The sequence below is a fragment of the Streptomyces sp. NPDC055189 genome (assembly GCF_053606765.1).
Window position 1 is genome coordinate 24,355 of the sequence record NZ_JBSGSG010000015.1, and the last position, 15,314, is coordinate 39,668.

12 protein-coding genes are annotated in these 15,314 nt (G+C 69.7%); 5 read left to right on the plus strand and 7 right to left on the minus strand.

Annotation, left to right across the window (positions count from 1 at the left end; genetic code table 11):
- Positions 1-40: 40 nt before the first annotated feature.
- Complete coding sequence (locus tag ACWFR3_RS13935; protein WP_453734790.1) at positions 41-871, plus strand: MBL fold metallo-hydrolase; 831 nt, start codon at positions 41-43, stop codon at positions 869-871.
- 473 nt (positions 872-1,344) lie between these two features.
- Here the strand turns inward: ACWFR3_RS13935 and ACWFR3_RS13940 are convergent, their stop codons facing one another.
- Positions 1,345-2,019 (minus strand): Crp/Fnr family transcriptional regulator, encoded by a 675-nt coding sequence (locus ACWFR3_RS13940; RefSeq protein ID WP_016642758.1) that lies wholly within the window; start codon positions 2,017-2,019, stop codon positions 1,345-1,347.
- 311 nt (positions 2,020-2,330) lie between these two features.
- On the opposite strand from ACWFR3_RS13940, the gene nth reads away from it, so the two are divergent.
- The 3 genes from nth to ACWFR3_RS13955 all read left to right on the plus strand — a co-directional run bounded on the left by nth (position 2,331) and on the right by ACWFR3_RS13955 (position 5,620).
- A complete protein-coding gene (nth, locus tag ACWFR3_RS13945) occupies positions 2,331-3,443 on the plus strand; it encodes an endonuclease III (RefSeq protein WP_453734791.1) in 1,113 nt (370 codons plus the stop codon).
- Positions 3,444-3,549: 106 nt separating this feature from the next.
- Complete coding sequence (locus ACWFR3_RS13950; protein WP_453734792.1) at positions 3,550-4,368, plus strand: NUDIX hydrolase; 819 nt, start codon at positions 3,550-3,552, stop codon at positions 4,366-4,368.
- A gap of 49 nt (positions 4,369-4,417) precedes the next feature.
- The gene (locus tag ACWFR3_RS13955) at positions 4,418-5,620 is read left to right on the plus strand and encodes a MarP family serine protease (RefSeq protein WP_453734793.1); all 1,203 of its coding nucleotides are present in this window, start codon (positions 4,418-4,420) and stop codon (positions 5,618-5,620) included.
- Positions 5,621-5,660: 40 nt separating this feature from the next.
- On the opposite strand, the gene ACWFR3_RS13960 is transcribed toward ACWFR3_RS13955, so the two are convergent.
- From ACWFR3_RS13960 to ACWFR3_RS13985, 6 genes are all read right to left on the minus strand, one after another.
- Positions 5,661-5,849, minus strand: a complete 189-nt coding sequence (locus ACWFR3_RS13960; RefSeq protein ID WP_453734794.1) for a hypothetical protein — start codon at positions 5,847-5,849, stop codon at positions 5,661-5,663.
- 153 nt (positions 5,850-6,002) lie between these two features.
- Positions 6,003-6,950, minus strand: a complete 948-nt coding sequence (locus tag ACWFR3_RS13965; protein WP_453734795.1) for an alpha/beta fold hydrolase — start codon at positions 6,948-6,950, stop codon at positions 6,003-6,005.
- On the minus strand, positions 6,947-7,468 hold the full coding sequence (locus tag ACWFR3_RS13970; RefSeq protein ID WP_453734796.1) for a phage holin family protein: 522 nt from the start codon (positions 7,466-7,468) through the stop codon (positions 6,947-6,949). The genes ACWFR3_RS13965 and ACWFR3_RS13970 overlap by 4 nt, the downstream gene beginning before the upstream one ends.
- A gap of 107 nt (positions 7,469-7,575) precedes the next feature.
- The gene (nhaA, locus tag ACWFR3_RS13975) at positions 7,576-9,000 is read right to left on the minus strand and encodes a Na+/H+ antiporter NhaA (protein ID WP_453734797.1); all 1,425 of its coding nucleotides are present in this window, start codon (positions 8,998-9,000) and stop codon (positions 7,576-7,578) included.
- Between the two features lie 234 nt (positions 9,001-9,234).
- Entirely contained in the window at positions 9,235-11,238 is a 2,004-nt protein-coding gene (gene acs / locus ACWFR3_RS13980; RefSeq protein WP_453734798.1) for an acetate--CoA ligase, read from the minus strand.
- A 49-nt stretch (positions 11,239-11,287) separates the two neighbouring features.
- Positions 11,288-13,651, minus strand: coding sequence for a bifunctional SulP family inorganic anion transporter/carbonic anhydrase (locus ACWFR3_RS13985; protein WP_453734799.1), 2,364 nt, complete (start codon positions 13,649-13,651; stop codon positions 11,288-11,290).
- 352 nt (positions 13,652-14,003) lie between these two features.
- Here ACWFR3_RS13985 and ACWFR3_RS13990 point away from each other — a divergent pair, with 352 nt between their 5' ends.
- Positions 14,004-15,293 (plus strand): hypothetical protein, encoded by a 1,290-nt coding sequence (locus ACWFR3_RS13990; RefSeq protein WP_453734800.1) that lies wholly within the window; start codon positions 14,004-14,006, stop codon positions 15,291-15,293.
- Positions 15,294-15,314 lie beyond the last annotated feature (21 nt).

Genomic DNA, 15,314 nt, shown 5'->3' on the forward strand with positions numbered 1-15,314 from the left:
TCCCTTTCTCCGCCACGAACCGGACGGGAGCCATCCCCGCATGACCGAAGCCGCCGCCCTCCCCGGCCAGCCCAGGGGCGGGGTCCTCAGCGGTCCCGCCACCGCCCGCGCCGTCAACGTACTGGCCCCCAACGCGTCCCCGATGACGCTGGACGGGACCAACACGTGGATCGTGTCCGAGCCGGATTCCGGGCTCGCGGTCGTCATCGACCCGGGCCCCCTGGACGACGGACACCTCCAGAACGTCATCGCCACGGCGGAGAAGGCCGGGCAGCGGGTCGCGCTCACCCTCCTCACCCACGGCCACCCGGACCACGCGGAGGGCGCCGCGCGCTTCGCCGAACTGACCCGGACCAAGGTGCGGGCCCTCGACCCCGCGCTGCGCCTGGGCGACGAGGGCCTGGCCGCGGGGGACGTGATCACGACGGGCGGCCTGGAGCTGCGCGTGGTCCCGACGCCGGGCCACACCGCGGATTCCCTCTGCTTCCATCTCCCGGCGGACCAGGCGGTCCTGACGGGAGATACGGTCCTGGGCCGCGGTACGACGGTCGTGGCGCACCCTGACGGCCGTCTGGGGGACTATCTGGACTCCCTGCGGCGCCTGCGGTCCCTGACGGTCGACGACGGCGTACACACGGTCCTGCCGGGCCACGGCCCGGTCATGGAGGACGCCAGGGGCGTCGTCGAGTTTTACCTGGCCCACCGCGCGAACCGCCTGGCCCAGGTCGAGACGGCCGTCGAGAACGGCTACGTGGCCCCCTCGGAGGTGGTCGCCCACGTATACGCGGACGTGGACCGCTCCTTGTGGCCGGCAGCGGAACTGTCGGTGCGGGCGCAGCTGGACTACTTGCAGGAACATGGCTTGATCTAGCCGCATCCAGCAGCCGGCCCCCCCCGCCCCGAGGAGTCACGCACCACCCCGTGCGCGACCTACTCGCCGGGGCGTCACCCACGCACCTGGCGTCACCCACCGACCGGTGCGTGACCCACTCGCCGGGGCGTCACCCACCGGCCGGTGCGTCACCCGCCCACCGGGGCGTGATCCACGCACCGGTGGGTGAACCACTCGCCGGGCGTCACCCACCCACCGGGGCGTGCCCCACCCACCAGGCGTCACCCACCCACCCCGGAGCGAGGCGCCACCCCCGGGCCGGGCGTCACCCGCCCGAGCCCGCAGCGAGGTGCTACCCACCCGCCCTCAACGCGGGGCAATCGGGCGGGTGGGTGGGAAAGCCTGTGCGGAAGCGCGAACGGGGCCCCGCCTCAAGAGAGGCGGGACCCCGTCCCCGTACAGAAACAGCGTCAGCGAACCCGCGTCAGCGAACCCGCGTCAGCGAACCCCCGTCAGCGCGACCGCTTGGCCAGCCGCTCCACGTCCAGCAAGATCACCGCGCGGGCCTCCAGGCGGAGCCACCCGCGCCCGGCGAAGTCCGCCAGAGCCTTGTTGACCGTCTCGCGGGAGGCGCCGACCAGCTGGGCCAGCTCTTCCTGCGTGAGGTCGTGCACCACGTGGATGCCCTCTTCGGACTGCACGCCGAAGCGGCGCGACAGGTCCAGAAGAGCGCGGGCCACACGCCCGGGCACATCGGAGAAGACCAGATCGGACATCTGGTCGTTCGTCTTGCGCAGGCGCCGGGCAACGGCACGCAGCAGCGCCGCGGCCACCTCGGGCCGCGCGTTCAGCCACGGCTGAAGGTCGCCGTGGCCCAGACCGAGCAGCTTGACCTCGGTGAGCGCGGAGGCGGTTGCCGTACGCGGGCCCGGGTCGAACAGCGAGAGCTCACCGATGAGCTCGCCGGGACCGAGCACCGCGAGCATGTTCTCGCGGCCGTCGGGTGAGGTGCGGTGAAGCTTCACCTTGCCCTCGGTGACCACGTAAAGGCGGTCTCCGGGGTCACCTTCATGAAAAAGCGCATCCCCGCGCGCGAGCGTCACCTCACTCATGGAGGCGCGGAGCTCCGCGGCCTGCTCGTCATCGAGCGCCGCGAAGAGCGGGGCGCGCCGCAGAACGTCGTCCACGAGTTCTCTCCTTGTCGACCTGCATCAGGGGACCGTGCTCCCCATTTTGCCGGACGGTCCAAACAGTGTGATCAGTCACAAGTCTGCCGCACCGGCGTCGCATGCTGTGCGGGAGGGGGCCAATTGGGGGCCGATCCATAGGGTCAAGGGCGGATGTCAGTGTCGGGCTCTAGGCTGGCCGGGTGTCCAAAAAGCCGGTGAGAACACAGGCCAGAGGGGCTCGGATGGTGAAAGGCCGTTCGGATTCTGCTGTGGGCGAACAGGCTTCCGCCAAGTCAGACAATGCGACAAAAGGGACAAGGGTGCCACCGGTGAGCAAGCCTTCGGAGAAGAATCAGGCCACCGCCGGCGCGGCGAAACCGACCGCGGCCAAGAGGGCCGCGGCGGCGAAGAAGACGACCCCGGCTACGAAGACCACTGCGGCTTCGAAGACCGCCCCTGCTTCGAAGGCCACCCCGGCCAGGAAGGCCACCCCGGCCAAGAAGGCAGCCTCGGCTTCGAAGACCGCCCCGGCTAAGAAGACCGCTCCGGCTTCGAAGGCCACCGCGGCCAAAAAGGCCACCCCCGCTTCGAAGGCCACCGCAGCCAAGAAGGTCACCCCGGCCAAGAAGACCGCCGCGGCCAAGAAGACCACCCCGCCCAAAGCGCCCAAAGCCAAGCCCGAGTCGCACGCCTCCCTCGTCCGCCGCGCGCGCCGCATCAACCGCGAGCTGGCCGAGGTGTACTCGTACGCCCACCCCGAGCTGGACTTCGAGAACCCCTTCGAGCTCCTCGTCGCCACGGTCCTCTCCGCGCAGACCACCGACCTGCGGGTGAATCAGACGACCCCGCGCCTCTTCGCCGCGTACCCGACCCCGGAGGACCTCGCGGCCGCCAACCCCGAAGAGGTCGAGGAGTTGATCCGGCCGACCGGGTTCTTCCGGGCGAAGACGAAGTCGATCATGGGGCTCGCCACCGCCCTGCGGGACAACCACGGCGGAGAGGTCCCCGGCCGCATCGAAGACCTGGTCAAGCTCCCCGGAGTAGGCCGCAAGACCGCCTTCGTCGTGCTCGGGAACGCCTTCGGAGTCCCCGGAATCACCGTGGACACCCACTTCGGGCGTCTCGTCCGCCGCTGGAAGTGGACCGAGGAGACCGACCCGGTGAAGGTCGAGGCGGCCGTCGCCGACCTCTTCCCGAAGAGCGAGTGGACGATGCTCTCGCACCGGGTGATCTTCCACGGCCGCCGGATCTGCCACTCCCGCAAGCCCGCCTGCGGCGCCTGCCCGATCGCCGACCTCTGCCCTTCGTACGGAGAGGGCGAGACCGATCCGGAGAAGGCCAAGAAGCTCCTGAAGTACGAGATGGGCGGCCTGCCGGGCCAGCGTCTCAAGCCCCCGCCGGACTACCCCGGAAAGGCCGCGCCCCCGCTGGGCGCCGCATGACCGAGGAACCAACCGAGGGCCCACAGGCGTTGTCCACAGTTGGACGGGGGTGCCGATGACGCACGCGAGCGACACGAGCGAGACAACCGACACGAGCGATACGCACATGAGCAATGGCAACGGCTTCCAGGGACCCGACGGTCCCGGCGCACCCCGCGGTCCGGGCGGACCCGGCAGCACAGCAGGCGTGCCCCGCAGCACAGCAGGCGTGCCCGGGCGGACAACAGGCGGCCCTCGCAGCACAGGCGACGCCAACGGACACGTGCGCCTCAGCACCGGAGACCTGCCCGCCTGGCTGCACCCCGTCGCCCGCGCCGCCGAGACGGTCCAGCCGACCCAGCTCAGCCGCTTCCTGCCCCCGGAGAGCGGCGCCGGACGACAGTCCGCCGTACTGGTCCTCTTCGGAGAAGGCGCTCGCGGCCCCGAGCTGCTCCTCATGGAGCGGGCCGGCAGCCTCCGCTCGCACGCCGGCCAGCCCTCCTTCCCCGGCGGCTCCCTCGACCCCGAGGACGGCGATCCGCTGACGGACGGCCCGCTGCACGCCGCCCTGCGCGAGGCCGAGGAAGAGACCGGGCTCGACCCCCGCGGCGTCCAGCTCTTCGGCGTGCTCCCCAAGCTCTTCATCCCGGTGAGCGACTTCGTGGTGACCCCGGTGCTCGGCTGGTGGCGCACGCCCACCCCGGTCGGCGTCGTCGATCCGGCCGAGACGGCCCGCGTCTTCACGGTCCCCGTGTCCGATCTCACGGATCCCGGCAACCGCGCGACGGCGGTTCATCCAATGGGCCACAAAGGCCCGGCTTTCCTCGTCGAATCCGCTCTGGTCTGGGGTTTTACGGCCGGAGTGATCGACAGAATCCTGCACTTCGCAGGCTGGGAGCGCCCCTGGGACCGCACCAAGCAGGTGCCGCTCGACTGGCGCGCATGACAAGGTTGCGGGGACGTGGCGACCGCGATGCGAGGCGAGGATTGAATCGGTGAACGTGCTGGACATCCTTCTGGTGGTCGCCGCCGTGTGGTTCGCGGTCGTCGGCTATCGCCAGGGATTCGTCGTCGGCATCCTGTCGGTGATCGGTTTCCTGGGCGGCGGACTCGTCGCGGTGTACCTGCTGCCCGTCATCTGGGGTGCCCTGACGGACGACGAGGGATCGGTGAGCACGACGGCCGCCGTCGTGGCCGTGGTCATCGTGATCGTCTGCGCCTCCATCGGCCAGGCCTTCACCACGCACCTGGGCAACAAGCTCCGCAGATACATCACTTGGCAGCCCGCCAGAGCCCTGGACGCCACGGGCGGCGCGCTGGTCAACGTGGTGGCGATGCTCCTCGTCGCCTGGCTGATCGGCTCCGCCCTCGCGGGCACGACGCTGCCGACGGTCGGCAAGGAAGTACGCAACTCCAAGATCCTCCTCGGTGTTTCGCGCACGCTGCCGGGCCAGGCCGACACCTGGTTCGCCGACTTCTCCTCGGTCCTCGCGCGCAACGGCTTCCCGCAGGTCTTCAGCCCGTTCTCGAACGAGCCCATCACCGACGTGAAGGCCCCGGACCCCAAGCTCGCCAAGAGCGCCGTCGCCACGAAGGCCAAGCGCTCCATCGTGAAGGTGCAGGGCGAGGCCCGCGGCTGCGGCAAGGTGCTCGAAGGCACCGGCTTCGTCTTCTCCGACCGCCGCGTCATGACGAACGCACACGTGGTCGGCGGCGTGGACGAACCGACGGTCCAGATAGGCGGAGACGGCCGTACGTACGACGCGAAGGTCGTGCTCTACGACTGGGAGCGCGACATCGCCGTACTGGACGTGCCGACCCTCGACGCCCCCGCGCTGCGGTTCACGTCGAAGGACGCGGGCAGCGGTGACAACGCCATCGTCGCCGGCTTCCCGGAGAACGGCCCCTATGACGTCCGCCCCGCGCGCGTGCGCGGCCGCATAACGGCCAAGGGCCCGGACATCTACCACCGGGGCACCGTGCGCCGCGACGTCTACTCGCTCTACGCGACCGTCCGCCAGGGCAACTCCGGCGGCCCGCTGCTCACGTCCGACGGCAAGGTCTACGGCGTGGTCTTCGCGAAGTCACTGGACGACCCGGACACCGGCTACGCGCTCACCGCCGACGAGGTCCGCGAGGACATCGAAGCGGGCCGCACCGCCAACCAGGAGGTCGACAGCGAGGGCTGCGCGCTGTAGCCGGAGCCGCAGTCGGGGAGCAGTCGCAGGAGCAGGCGGATCAGTCGCGCGTATGCCTCAGCCGCGCCGAGACCCAGCGGGCCCTGCGGCGCAGGATGTGGGGAATGCCAATGCCTTGAGCAGGGCTTTCATGGCCCGGATCTTGTGGGCCGCCCCTCTCACGGCTGTTCAGCGCGATGGCTGAGCGGCGGTTGCGTGCTACTTCACTGTAGTCGTGCGTCCAGCCCATACCCCGACGTGTGCCCGTGCCTCAAGGTCGGTAATCGCGCCCACGCGCCCCAATTGGCCTATGCGGGTGGCAAGTAGCCGTTCGTAGGACAGGCGTTCGCCTACCCGCCGGTACGGGCGTCTTCCTGACCCCGATTCAGGGGGTTCTGTGCCCCTACCGGTCGGGCTCGGGGTCCTTCAGCCAGTTCACCAACTCGGTCGAGAAGGCCGCCGGGTCCTCCTCCTGCGGGAAGTGCCCGAGACCGTCGAACAGCCGCCAGCGGTAAGGCGCTTCGACGTATTCGCCGGAGCCCGCCGCGCTGCGCGTACGCATCACCGGGTCCAGGGAGCCGTGCAGATGCAGCGTGGGAACCCGGACAGGGCGCTTCATGCGCCGGTTGAACTGGATGCCGTCCGGACGGGCCATCGACCGCACCATCCAGCGGTACGGCTCGATCGAGCAGTGCGCCGTCGACGGAATCGTCATCGCGCGGCGGTACGTCTCCACCGCCTCGTCCTCCGGAAGCCGCGGTCCCGACCAGTCGCGCACCAGACGCCCCACCAGAGCCGCGTCGTCCGCGACGAGTTGACGCTCCGGCAGCCACGGCCGCTGGAAACCCCACACGTACGAACCGGCGGCGGTCTGCTTGCGGTCCGACAGCATCGCCGAGCGCCAGCGCCGCGGATGCGGCATCGAGGAGACGGCGAGGCGGCGCACCAGCTTGGGCCGCATCACGGCCGCCGTCCACGCGAGGTACCCGCCCAGGTCGTGCCCGACGAGCGCGGCGTCCGGCTCGCCGAGCGACCGCACGACGCCCGTGATGTCGAGCGCGAGGTTCGCCGGGTCGTAACCCCGCGGCGTACGGTCGCTGCCGCCCACGCCCCGCAGGTCCATCGCGACCGCCCGGAAGCCCGCATCGGCTAGCGCCACCATCTGGTGCCGCCAGGTCCACCAGAACTGCGGAAAGCCGTGCAGGAGCAGCACGAGCGGCCCGTCGCCCATCTCGGCGATGTGGAAGCGCGCGCCGTTGGCGGCGACGTCACGATGGGTCCACGGCCCTTCAATGCGTACGGGTGACGCGGGTTGGGCCGGATGGGGGGCGGGTGTGGCGGGGTCCGTCATGAAGACGAGCGTGCCACAGCCGCAGGCTTGTCACCGACACGGTCGAGGGTCGCACCCGTATGGGTCACCACAGGGCCCACGGCAGGGGTCACCGGACGCGGGTGCGGCTTGACGTTCTGGAGCACGGCAGCCGTCTCCTTGGCCGAAGCGGCGGCCTTCTGCGGACCCTTGCCCTTCTTGGCCTTCTTGGCGAAGACGACGCCGATCAGCGCGAGCATTCCGGCGACGAGGACGTTCGCCGCGAAGGAGAGCAGGAAGCAGACCGCCATGTTCCAGCCGCTCCAGGTACGGATGCCGTACGCAAGGGCGAAGCTCAGCATCGGCAGCGAGAAGAGCAGCACCGTCCCGGCCGCGGCGAAGGCGCCACCGCCGACCGCACCCCGCTTGACGTCCTGCCGCAGCTGGGCCTTGGCCAGCGCGATCTCGTCGTGCACCAGCGCGGACATCTCGCTGGTCGCCGATGAGACCAGCTGGCCGAGGCTGCGTTCGGTGCCGACGGGCCCGTCGGGTGTGCTCATCGCTTCTCCCCTTCTCCGTAAGCCTGCGTAAGCGTGTGTAAGCGTGCTCACAACGACTGTTCGTTTTCGACCGCTCGGCTCAGCCTGCGCAGTCAGGTCTGCTCAGATCATGCCGGACCGTCGTCATCGGCGCGTGCCCCGGCCGACACTTCGGCAAGCCTGCGATGCTCGGCCGCCTTCTTTTCGTAGATCGCGGCCATCCGCAGGTGGTACTCCGGTTTGCCCTGTTCGTACACGTCCGGGATGCCGTCGAGGTCGTCGTCGCGCTCCTCGTCGTCGTACAGCGCGCGGTATCGGGCGTTGCGCACCTTCAGCAGGATCCCGGAAAGGACGGCCGCGACGAGAGAGCCCATCAGGACGGCTGCCTTGACCTCGTCGGCGAGCAGCGGGTCCTCGGTGAAGGCGAGTTCGCCGATCAGGAGCGAGACGGTGAAGCCGATGCCGGCGAGCGAGGCGACCGCGAACACGTCCGGCCAGGCCAGTTCGTCGTTGAGTTCGGCCTTGGTGAACCGGGCGGCGAGCCAGGTGCCGCCGAAGATGCCGACCGCCTTGCCGACCACGAGGCCGAGCACCACGCCGAGCGTCTCCGGCTTGCTGAACACGTCCCCGAGCGCGCCGCCCGACACCATGACACCGGCGCTGAAGAGCGCGAACAGCGGAACTGCGAGGCCCGCGGAGAGGGGCCGCACGAGGTGCTCGATGTGCTCGCCGGGGGAGTGCTCCTCGCCCTCGCGGCGGGTACAGCGCAGCATCAGGCCCATCGCGACTCCGGCGATCGTGGCGTGGATGCCGCTGTTGTACATCAGCCCCCAGATGACCAGGGCCAGCGGGACGTAGACGTACCAGCCGCGTACGCCCTTGCGCAGCAGCAGCCAGAAGACCGCGAGGCCGATGACCGCGCCGGCCAGTGCCGCGAAGTTGAGCTCGCCGGTGAAGAAGACGGCGATGATCAGGATGGCGCAGAGGTCGTCGACGACGGCGAGCGTGAGCAGGAAGGCGCGCAGGGCGGACGGCAGCGAGGTGCCGATGACCGCGAGGACGGCGAGGGCGAAGGCGATGTCCGTGGCGGTCGGTACCGCCCAGCCGTCGAGCGATCCGCCGCCGACCGTGTTGACCAGGACGTACACGAGGGCCGGTACGGCCATGCCGCAGAGCGCGGCGACGACGGGCAGCGCGGCGGCCTTCGGGTCGCTCAGATCGCCCGCGACGAGTTCACGCTTGAGCTCGATTCCCGCGACGAAGAAGAAGACGGCGAGCAGTCCGTCGGCCGCCCAGTGCTGGACGGAGAGGTTGAGGCCGAGGGAGCCCGGCCCCAGGTGGAAGCCGCGGACGGACTCGTACGATCCGCCGGCGGTGTTGGCCCAGATCAGTGCGGTGAGGGCGGCGACGAGGAGGAGGACACCGCCGACGGTCTCGGCACGCAGCGCGTTCGCGACGAAGTTCCGTTCGGGCAGCGAGAGCCGTCCGAGGACCTTGCGGCTGTTGCTGTTGCTGCTGCGGTTCTTGCCGTTGCTGGGTGCGGGCGCGGCCACGGGGGTCGACCTCCGGTCGGTAGGCAGGACGAAACACTTGCCGACCAGACTTCCCGGCGCACCTAGGTTCTTCGTGGTTCTTCTTGTCGCGATGTTGACGCAATCCTTAGCGTACCTAACATGCGACCGGACCTATCCGGTGATCGTCACTTTAAGCGCAAAAGGGGCACCCGGCGTGGTGCCGGATGCCCCTCTTCGACTCTTCGATCCTTCGGCTCTTCGCCTCGGGTCTGACTAGTCCTCGCTCGGCGCGGCCGGCAGCTTGGTCTGGATCAGATCCATCACGGAGGAGTCCGTGAGCGTGGTGACGTCACCCAGCTCGCGGTTCTCGGCGACGTCCCGGAGCAGGCGCCGCATGATCTTCCCGGAGCGCGTCTTCGGCAGCTCGGCCACCGGAAGGACGCGCTTGGGCTTGGCGATCGGGCCGAGCGTCGCGCCCACGTGGTTGCGCAGGTCCGCCACGAGGCCCTCGTCGTCGGCGTTCGCCGTGCCCCGCAGGATCACGAACGCGACGATGGCCTGTCCGGTGGTCTCGTCCGCTGCGCCGACGACCGCCGCCTCGGCGACCGACGGGTGCGAGACGAGCGCCGACTCGACCTCGGTGGTGGAGATGTTGTGCCCGGACACGAGCATCACGTCGTCCACGCGGCCGAGCAGCCAGACGTCGCCGTCGTCGTCCTTCTTCGCGCCGTCACCGGCGAAGTACTTGCCCTCGAAGCGCGACCAGTACGTGTCGATGAAGCGCTGGTCGTCGCCCCAGATGGTCCGCAGCATGGAGGGCCACGGCTCGGTCAGGACGAGGTAGCCGCCACCGCCGTCCGGCACTTCGCGCGCCTCGTCGTCGACGACGGTCGCCGAGATGCCCGGCAGCGCGCGCTGGGCGCTTCCCGGCTTGGTCTCGGTCACGCCCGGCAGCGGCGAGATCATCATCGCGCCGGTCTCGGTCTGCCACCAGGTGTCCACGATGGGGGCCTTGTCGGCGCCGATGTTCTTTCGGTACCACATCCACGCCTCGGGGTTGATCGGCTCACCGACCGAACCGAGGACCCGCAGGCTGCTGAGGTCGAACTTCGCGGGGATGTCGTCGCCCCACTTCATGAACGTACGAATCGCCGTCGGCGCCGTGTAGAGGATCGTCACGCCGTACTTCTGGACGATCTCCCAGAAGCGCCCCTGGTGCGGGGTGTCGGGCGTGCCCTCGTACATGACCTGCGTCGCGCCGTTCGCCAGCGGGCCGTACGTGATGTACGAGTGCCCGGTGACCCAGCCGATGTCGGCCGTACACCAGTAGACGTCGGTCTCCGGCTTGAGGTCGAAGACGGCGTGGTGGGTGTACGCGGCCTGCGTCAGATAGCCGCCGGACGTGTGCAGGATGCCCTTGGGCTTACCCGTCGTGCCCGACGTGTAGAGGATGAAGAGCGGGTTCTCCGCGTCGAAGGCCTCGGGCGTGTGCTCGGCGGACTGGCGCTCGGTGAGCTCGTGCCACCACACGTCGCGGCCCTCGGTCCACGCCACGTCCTGGCCGGTGCGGCGCACGACGAGGACGTGCTCGACGGAGCTGTCCTCGCGCGCCACGGCGTCGTCGACGGCGGGCTTCAGGGCGGCGGGCTTGCCCCTGCGGTAGCCGCCGTCGGAGGTGATGACGACCTTGGCGTCGGCGTCCTTCACGCGCTTGGCGATGGCGTCGGCCGAGAAACCGCCGAAGACCACTGAGTGCGCGGCGCCGATGCGGGCACAGGCCAGCATCGACACGACGGCCTCGGGGATCATCGGCAGATAGACGGCGACGCGGTCGCCCTGCCGGACGCCGAGCTCGGTCAGCGCGTTGGCGGCGCGGCTGACCTCGTCCTTGAGCTCGGCATAGGTGATGGCCCGGCTGTCGCCGGGCTCACCCTCGAAGTGGATCGCCACACGGTCGCCGTTGCCGGCTTCCACGTGGCGGTCCACGCAGTTGTACGCGACGTTGAGCTTGCCGTCGGCGAACCACTTCGCGAACGGCGGGTTCGACCAGTCGAGCGTCTCGGTCGGTTCGGTGGACCAGGTCAGCCGGCGGGCCTGCTCGGCCCAGAAGCCGAGCCGGTCAGCCTTGGCCTGTTCGTACGCCTCCGCGGTGACGTTGGCGTTGGCCGCCAGGTCGGCCGGCGGCGCGAACCTTCGCTCTTCTTTAAGAAGGTTGGCCAGGCTTTCGTTGCTCACGACATCTCCCATTCCCAGGGTGTCCGTTGTGTCCAAAGCCACAGCTCATCAGACGTATACCCCTGGTGACAAGAGCCTGCCGAAAATTGGTTTAGACCTTTACTCGGGCGGGCGGCTCCTCACGCGGTGATCCTTCGTGCGGTGACGGCGTGACCTGGTCGAATACGTCGTCCGCGCTCTCGGTCAGGAGATACGCCTGTGCCTCGCCGACATGGAAGTACATGCCGTGCAGCTCCAGGGTGCCCTCGGCCATGCGCCGCGCCACGGACTCGTGTTTGCGCAGGTGCTCCAACTGCTGGACGACGTTCGTCAGGCAGAGCTGCTCGACCGCGTCGGCGGGCGCCCGCCCCGCGAGCCGCGCCCATCCCTCCTCCTTGTGCGCCGCAAGCCGTTCGAGGCTCGGCGCGCCGTGCCGCAGCCACCGCTTCAGGGGCGTCTGCGCGCCGCCGGGCGGAGTGTTGAGCAGCGCCTGCATCGCCCCGCACCCGGAGTGCCCGCACACGGTGATGGACCGCACCTGCAGCACGTCCACCGCGTACTCGATCGCCGCGGCCACCGAGTCGTCACCGCTGTCGTCGCCCGGCAGCGGCACGAGGTTGCCGATGTTGCGTACGACGAAGAGGTCGCCCGGGCCGCTCGACGTGATCATCGAGGTGACGAGCCGGGAGTCGGCGCAGGTCAGGAAGAGCTGCGAGGGCTGCTGGCCTTCGCGTGCGAGCCGTGCCAGCTCGCCGCGCACATGCGGCGCGGTGTTGCGCTGGAACGCGCTGATACCGCTGGCCAGTTGATACCCGCTGGGCCGCTCCTGGCCCTGCGGAGTCTCCTGCGGGCGGTCGCAGTGGTGGTTGCGCCAGGCCGTCCAGGGCCTGCAGCAGGAGTGCGACGCGCTCGCGGGCTCGGCGATCCGGGTCCCGGCGCGCCCGGTCATCTCGACGGTGCCGCCCTGTGCGGTGTGCGCGTCCTGCCAGCACTGCAGCGCTTCGTACGCGGCGTGGTCCATGAATGATCCGTCCAACTCCACGATGGTGGTGGCTTCTTGCGGTACGAGGTGCAGCGCTCGGCTCAGGCGCGGCACGGCGAGGAAGGTCAGCTGGCCGCGTACGCGCACGTGGTGCACCCCGTCCTCCTCGGTGTGCGTGATCCGGGTGTGCGCGAGGCGGTGCAGCGCGACGGCCACGGCGACGGCGACGCCGATGGCCACGCCTTCGAGCACGCCGAAGAAGACGACGCCGAGCGTCGTGGTGGTGTACGCGAGGATCTCGCGGTGGCGGGTGATGGTGCGGATGTGGTTCAGGTTCACCATCTGGATGCCGACCGCCATCACCAGAGCGGCGAGTGCGGCGAGCGGGATCAGCTCCAGGACGGGGACCATCAGCAGGGCGGCTACTACTACCCAAACGCCGTGCAGCATCGTGGAGTTCCGGCTGACGGCGCCGGCCCGCACATTGGCCACACTGCGCACCGCGACCCCGGCGACGGGGAGGCCGCCGAGCGCGCCGGACACGGCGTTCGCGGCGCCCTGGCCCAGCAGTTCGCGGTCCAGGTCGGAGCGGCTGCCGCCGGCGAGCGGTTCGCGCCGCCCCGATACGAGTTTGTCCACGGCGACGGCGCCGAGCAGTGACTGCACGCTGCAGACCAGCGTGACCGTGAGGACGGCGGCGACGATCCCGAGCACGGGGCCTTCCGGCAGGCCCGCCAGCGCGTGACTGCGCCACGACGGCAGTTCGACCTTGGTCACGCTCAGCCCGGCGAGCGCGGCGACAGCCGTCGCCGCGGCCACGGAGACGAGCGGGGCGGGCACGACACGGGCGGCTCTGCCCGCACGTCCGGGGATCCGCGGCCAGAGCAGCAGAACGGCCAGGGTCAGCAGGCTGATCGACAGCGTGGCCGGATGGAGGTCCGCCAACTGCCCCGGAATCGCACGGAGGTTGTCGAGCACGACGCTCTGCGGGGTGCCGCCGAGCACGATGCGCAGCTGGGCGACGGCGATGGCGACGCCGATGCCCGCCAGCATGCCGTGCACGACGGCGGGGCTGACGGCGAGCGCCGAGCGGGCCACGTGCAGGCAGCCGAGGGCGAGTTGGGTGAGCCCGGCGAGAACGGTGATGGCGCAGGTGGTCCGCCAGCCGTACCGGTGGATGAGGTCGGCGGTGACGACGGTGAGCCCTGCGGCGGGGCCGCTGACCTGGAGCGGTGATCCACCGATCCGTCCGGCGACCAGGCCGCCCACGGCGGCGGCGACGAGGCCCGCCTGGAGCGGTGCTCCGGTGGCCAGCGCGATGCCCAGGGACAGCGGCAGGGCGATCAGGAAGACGGCGATCGACGCGGATACGTCGGCGCCGGCGATGCGGAATTTACGGAACTTGCGGAACTTGCCGGGCGGCGGCCCGTGGGGCTCGTGGTCGCGGGATGCGTGGGCCGAGTCGGTGGCGTGGGTGGGGACGCAGGCAGACATGTTTTCCCGTCTCCTCCGGGGCAGCGCGGTCGCGGAACAGGGGGTCCTCCGGCGGTCTGCGGAGGGCGGGTCGCGGCCGTGGGTCACGGCGTTGCAGCGGCGGGATCTATCAACTCTCGGTAAACGAATCGTAATGCAGAGTAAAGGTCTCGGATAGACATATAAGGCAAATGGGGCACTAGATCACCCTGAAGGGTGAATAAAGCATTTTGTCGGCTTGTCGTACCGCGTGGCCCACGCCCGCGTGCGACGTTGGCGGCGCTATCGGGTATTTGCGGGGATTTGGGACGTAATGCCCGTCGGTGACGACCCCTGAAGTGAAGCCGACTTGAAGGAAGAAGGTGGGCGGAAGATGGCCGCCACCCAGAGGATCCAGCGGATCGCCGCGGGCTCCACCGCCCTTGTGGCATCTGTCGCGGTACTGGCCGGCTGCGCGAGCGGCGGCAGCGGCGAATCCGGCGCCGAGAAGGGCGCGCACGGCGCCAAGAAGGCGTCCCCCGCACCTGCCCCCAAGAGTGCGGTCCGCATGATCGGTGACGGCTCCACCGCCTTCACCGGCAAGCAGCCGCACCTGCCGAGGCCCGAGCGCCTGAGACCCGGCCAGAAGCCGCCGCAGTTCGTGGTCTTCTCCTGGGACGGCGCGGGCGAGGACAGCCAGAAACTCTTCTCGCACTTCCGCAAGGTGGCCAAGAAGAACGACGCCACGATGACGTACTTCCTCAGCGGCGTGTACATGCTCCCCGAGTCGAAGCGGAAGCTCTACGAGCCGCCGCAGCACCGTTCGGGCAGCTCGGACATCGGCTTCAACGACCGCAAGGGCATCAAGCAGACCGTGGAGCAGCTCCGCGGCGCCTGGCTCGACGGCAATGAGGTCGGCACCCACTTCAACGGCCACTTCTGCGGCACCAGCGGCGGAGTGGGCCAGTGGTCGGTCGACGAGTGGAAGAGCGAGATCAACCAGGCCAAGTCCTTCGTGAAGGCCTGGAAGACGAACACGGGCATGAAGAAGGCGCAGCCGCTGCCCTTCGACTACGACAAGGAACTCATCGGAGCCCGCACGCCCTGCCTCGAAGGCCAGAAGAACTTCATGCGGGCGGCCCGCGAGCTGGGCTTCCGCTACGACACCAGTGGCGTCAACGACCAGATCTGGCCCAAGAAGAAGGAAGGTCTCTGGGACCTCTCGATGCAGCTTGTCCCGGTCCCCGGCCGCAAGTTCGAGACGCTCACCATGGACTACAACTTCATGGTGAACCAGTCGGGCACCACGTCGCAGGGCGACCCGGACAAGCACGAGTACTGGGGCGACCAGATGCGCGACGGCCTGCTCCAGGGCTTCGACCGCGCCTACAAGGGCAACCGCGCCCCGCTGATCATCGGCAACCACTTCGAGTCCTGGAACGGCGGCACGTACATGCGCGCCATCGAGGAGACGATCGAGAACGTCTGCACGAAGCGCGACGTGCGGTGCGTCTCCTTCCGGCAGCTCGCCGACTGGCTCGACGCCCAGGACCCGCAGACCGTGGAGCGCCTCACCAAGCTGAAGGTCGGCCAGGCGCCGAAGGAGGGCTGGGCGTCCTTCCTCTCCGCCCGGCCCGCACCGGCCCCGAAGGGCGTTCCGGGCGCCCCGGCAGAGAAGCCGTAACGCCCTTCGCCCGGACTGGTC

Coding starts and splice junctions, on each gene's coding strand:
- ACWFR3_RS13935 (WP_453734790.1), top strand. CDS start 41: ATGACCGAAGCCGCCGCCCTCCCCGGCCAGCCCAGGGGCGGGGTCCTC.
- ACWFR3_RS13950 (WP_453734792.1), top strand. CDS start 3,550: ATGAGCAATGGCAACGGCTTCCAGGGACCCGACGGTCCCGGCGCACCC.
- ACWFR3_RS13960 (WP_453734794.1), bottom strand. CDS start 5,849: ATGGGCTGGACGCACGACTACAGTGAAGTAGCACGCAACCGCCGCTCA.
- ACWFR3_RS13965 (WP_453734795.1), bottom strand. CDS start 6,950: ATGACGGACCCCGCCACACCCGCCCCCCATCCGGCCCAACCCGCGTCA.
- ACWFR3_RS13970 (WP_453734796.1), bottom strand. CDS start 7,468: ATGAGCACACCCGACGGGCCCGTCGGCACCGAACGCAGCCTCGGCCAG.
- ACWFR3_RS13985 (WP_453734799.1), bottom strand. CDS start 13,651: ATGTCTGCCTGCGTCCCCACCCACGCCACCGACTCGGCCCACGCATCC.
- ACWFR3_RS13990 (WP_453734800.1), top strand. CDS start 14,004: ATGGCCGCCACCCAGAGGATCCAGCGGATCGCCGCGGGCTCCACCGCC.